The sequence below is a fragment of the Carnobacterium sp. genome, from assembly GCF_040274425.1.
Genome location: NZ_JBEMBC010000130.1, coordinates 1 through 4834, shown reverse-complemented (window position 1 = coordinate 4834; position 4834 = coordinate 1). Strand labels below are relative to the sequence as shown.

Here is a 4834-nt window from a genome sequence, read left to right as displayed (position 1 = left end):
TTTGTTTTGGACAATGCCTTTTGTGTTATATGATGTTTATAGAGATATCTATACGGTAGGCAGATGGCAAAATAGAAGAACAAAAATTGAAAGGAGCACGAATAAAATGAAAAAATCAAAATTAATCAATATGGGTAAAGATCATGCACATGACGCATTTGACATGGCCAAAGATTATCTTCCATCGACACATCAGTTAGCTAAAGCGAAGATGAAGGCAGATAAGAAGTTGGCTATGGGAGCTGCTAAAGCAATGCCACAGAAAGTAAAACGAATGGAATTAGCAAAATTAATTGTTTTACCGATAGCAGGCGCGTTAGCTGGATTATTGTTTGCACCTAAATCTGGGAAAGAATTACGAACAGATATAAAAGGTAAAATCACTGATGCAAAAGACACTGGCATGGAAAAAGGGAAAGAATGGAAAGAAAAGGGCGTAGAAAAAGCTCAAGACATGAAAGAGAACCACATGGAGAAGACGGATATAGAACATAAAGGTGCTCCTTCCGATGAACCAGAATCAGCGCATGGAAATGTTCATGGTACGCCGGCGGAACCAACTGAAGATCAAACTATTCCAGCTGATAAATTGGATGAAACATTAGATGATCTAGGCTATGATTCTGAAAAAGAATTAGTAGAAGAAGAAAAATAATTAAATCAAAATAGACCACCCTTTTCTGTCATATGATGATGACAAAGAAGGGTGGTTCTTTTTTAGAAAACTCTTAGTATAAAAAAACAATAAAAGATAGACCGTTACAGCATAAGGTTCAAGGCGCTTTCCGCTAATTGGAAGGTGTCTTTTTTGTGATTTCTCAATTGAAATACTTATATATATTGGAAGTTCTTAGAGATATTTATATTTGTAAAATGCTTCTGAAATTAGTTTCTTTAGATAAATTATTGTAATAATCGTGTTAAAGTCGTATAATTAAACTTGTATTAATAAAATTGTTCGTATATAGATTAAGGAGTTGTATTGTTGATGATTCAAAAGTTTTTTGATTTAAGTAATAAAAATACTACTGTACGAAAAGAAATGCTGGCTGGTTTGACCACTTTCATGACAATGGCTTATGTGCTAGTTGTTCAACCTAGTGCAATGGTCGGGTTCGGTCCTGAGCAGTCATTTACAGATATCAATGGTTTAGTTATTTCTAAAGCTTCAATTTTAATTATGACCGCACTTATTTCTGGTTTGATTACATTAATCATGGCACTGTACGCAAATGTACCATTTGCCTTATCGACTGGTATGGGAACAAACTTCTTGTTCAGTGGATTGCTTCGTTCAGAAACGTTATCGTTTGGGAATGTTATGGCCATTACCTTAATTAGTGGGATGATTTTTGTAGTTTTGTCATTGTTCGGTATTAGAGATTTGATCGTGCGATTAATACCGACAAATATTAAGACATCCATTTCGGTCGTCATCGGTTTTTATATTGTTTACTTAGGATTTAAGAACTCTGGACTTGGAGATTTTTCAGAGGGTATTAGGTTAGGAAATTTGTCGGATTCAGCCGTTTTCTTAACAATATTAGGAATTTTGATTATTGCAATTTTAAGTGCGTATAAAGTAACCGGCGCATTATTGATTGGGATCATCGCAATCACGATAATAAGTATACCTTTCGGAATTACTGCATTACCAGGTTCGGTTGCTGAATTGCCTGATGTTTCAGGGTTGAAAAGTGTCATGTTTTCTTATGACTTCAAGGGATTGATATCTGGAAACACGCTTGTTCTTATCTTTATTGCATTCTTCGGAGATTTTTTCTCTACATTAGGCACGGTACTTGGAGTAGCTCAAAAAGCAGATCTATTAGATGAGAATGGTGATTACCCTGATATCCAAAAACCGTTTATAGTAGATGCTTTTGGAACGGTTATAGGGTCAGTATTCGGATGTACAACTATTACGACCTTCGTAGAATCTTCTTCTGGAGTAGAAGCAGGTGGAAGAACGGGATTGACTTCGTTGACAACATCACTATTATTTTTCGCTTCAATGCTGTTTGCTCCAATCTTTTTAATGATACCTGATGCAGCGACAAGCCCTGCTCTGATCTTTGTTGGGTTTAGTATGATTTCAGCTATATCTAAAATTGATTTTTCAAATTTTGTTGAGTCTTTTGGACCGTTTATAATGATTATCTTTACAATCTTCACAGCTGGAATGGCTACAGGTATAAGTGCCGGTATTCTGGCAGATGTGGCAATCAAAACGTTTACTAAAACAGAACATAAAGTGCATTTTGGAATGTATCTTTTAAGTATTCCATTGATTATGTATTTTATATTTCAATAATAAAAATAATCTACAATTCACAGTTAAAGCATAGTAGAAGTTTTGCTATGCTTTTATTTAATTGAATACCAAGTAGGAGGATACTATGAGAATCGAGTTAACGAATAAAAGAGAATTATTGAAAGCAGCTTTAGGAGAAATAAAGTGTGATCTAGCAATAATCAACACAACTTATATGAATTTATTTACAGGAGAGACCTATCCAGCGGATGTTTTTATTCATAAAGGTGTTATTGTTCATGTGGAAGACAATGCCTTAGGTACTGGGCAAGACAAGGCAAAAAAAGTTATTGATGCAAAAGAAGCCTATATTGTTCCTGGCTTTATCGATGCTCATATGCATGTAGAAAGCACGATGCTAACACCACGTAATTTTGCTGAAGCGGTTATTCCACATGGCACAACAACGGTAGTAACAGATCCTCACGAAGTGGCAAATGTCGTTGGAGAAGAAGCGATAAAATATATGCATGACGCTGGATTAGACCTTCCTATGAGACAATACATCAATATTCCATCTTGTATTCCTGCCGTTCCAGGATTGGAAGAGTCAGGAGCAGCTTTTGATGCTGTAATAGTAGAACGTTTAGCTCAATTAAAAAATGTTATTGGGTTAGCAGAGGTCATGGATTTTAAAGGAGTAGAAAATGGTGCAGATAGAATGATGGATATCATCGAAGTTGCTGAGAAGAATGGACTGTATATACAAGGACATATTCCAGGAGGGCAGGGAAGAGAACTTAGTGCATACCTGATTGGAGGACCTACAACGGATCATGAAACAAGAAACCCCAATGAAGCGAAAGCAAAACTGCGAGCAGGTATGTATGTAGATGCTAGAGAATCTTCGATGTCACACAATGTCGAGCAAATATGGGAAGATGTAAAAGACTTACCATGGAAAGACCGGTTGACGGTTTGTACAGATGACGTCGAATCATCAGACTTGCTGCACGTAGGTCACGTCAACCATGTAGTCAGAACTTTAATTCAAAATGGAATGGAAACGATAGAAGCCATTAAAGCCGCAAGTTTAAGAGTGGCAGAGCAAGTCGGTATTATTAACTTAGGTGCTGTTGCACCAGGATATGTAGCTGATTTTCAATTGTTTTCAAACTTAGATTCACTAGAACCTGATCAAGTTTATTTTGAAGGGAAATTAGTTGCAGAAAATGGTAGAATGGTTGGGAAAATTGAACGTCACTCATTTGAAATTGAAAAAATGAATACAGTAAATGTACCACCATTAGCTATCGAAGAATTTTTGATCAAGGCACCAAATCATCAAATGGATGGGACCATTAAAGTCAATATTCCAACCTACCTTAGCTTGGATGCTTCTGTTACAACTTTGCAAGTAGAAGATATTCCAGTTAAGAATGGTTATCTAGATATCAGTCATGATCCTGAACTTGCTTTTGTTATGACAGCCAACCGATATGGTACAGAAAATAAGACAGTCGGACTAGTTCGTAATTTTGGAAATATTGAAGGGGCTGTTGGTAGTACAGTGGCCCACGATCATCATAATCTTATGATCGTGTATCGATTTGCTGAAGGAGCTAAAAAAGTATACGATCACTTAGCAGAAAGTGGAGGAGGAATCAGCTGTGCCAATCAGAATACTCTGCTTGATACGTTGAAATTGCCGGTATTTGGTTTAATGAGTGATTTAAATTGTTTTGATACTGCTAAGAGAGCCGAAGAAATGAAAGATGTTTTAAGATCTGTCGGTTTAAATACAAAAAATCCTTTATTAAGAATCGTAACATTGGGCCTCACGGTTATTCCAGAATATAAATACAGTGACTTAGGATTGGTCGACGTGATGAATACGACACTGATACCGATATTTCCTAGTAAATAAAGGTAAAAACAGTTGAAGTACCTTTAGGCAGTTGATTAGTTAATGCATTGAATTCTACCTAGTAGAGAGCATTTTTTATTGATTCTACAATATACTTTAGAAAAAGAGAATTGCCTTATGGCAGTTCTCTTTTTCTGCAATAAAATAAGTAAACTTAGACAAAACTTAGTAGGCGATAAGAGAATTCCTATTTTCAAATCTGCAGTGGAATTCCCAGTAAACGATGGCAGGATGTAAATTAATAATGATTGATTAGATTCATCCGCAACTGTTATCTTGGAACATTATGCTTGTAGGACTCTTTAAGTGAAAATAAATTTTCAAGATGTTGTTTTCTTTCTTCAGGCATTTGTTTCGCCATTTCAACGATCAATGTATCGATCAGGGCTACGACCGAAGTCATGGAATGGTAGTCATCGGGTAGGCCTCGTGCTACAAAAAAGGTTGTAACACCTTCTTCAGAAGTAGAGTTATAATGCCTATCTGCAAAAGACAGAATAGGAACTTTGATTTTTTTTCCATAGTCTTCTACCAGTTTGATTTCTCTAGGGACAGAACCGAACCCAAAAAGGACAATGGCATCTTCTTGCGAAAGGTTATTTAATTTCTCAAAAAGTTCTGAACCACTTGCAGTAACAAGCTGGATATCCAAG

The 4834-nt window shown here is 36.1% G+C and carries 4 protein-coding genes; 3 read left to right on the top strand and 1 reads right to left on the bottom strand.

From position 1 onward, the window contains the following. From ABS911_RS14345 to ABS911_RS14335, 3 genes are all read left to right on the top strand, one after another. Window positions 1–655 (top strand): YtxH domain-containing protein (locus tag ABS911_RS14345; RefSeq protein WP_350468124.1); only part of this gene is annotated, 655 nt, incomplete at its 5' end. Between the two features lie 333 nt (window positions 656–988). Further along, window positions 989–2314 carry an NCS2 family permease gene (locus tag ABS911_RS14340; protein WP_350468123.1) on the top strand — a complete coding sequence of 442 codons (1326 nt, stop codon included), beginning with the start codon at window positions 989–991 and terminating at the stop codon, window positions 2312–2314. 85 nt (window positions 2315–2399) lie between these two features. Continuing rightward, window positions 2400–4181: an adenine deaminase gene (locus tag ABS911_RS14335; RefSeq protein ID WP_350468122.1), complete on the top strand. Its 1782-nt coding sequence runs from the start codon at window positions 2400–2402 to the stop codon at window positions 4179–4181. Between the two features lie 271 nt (window positions 4182–4452). Here the strand turns inward: ABS911_RS14335 and ABS911_RS14330 are convergent. Next, window positions 4453–4834, bottom strand: a 382-nt coding sequence (locus ABS911_RS14330; RefSeq protein WP_350468121.1) for a hypothetical protein, incomplete at its 5' end; no start/stop codon positions are given.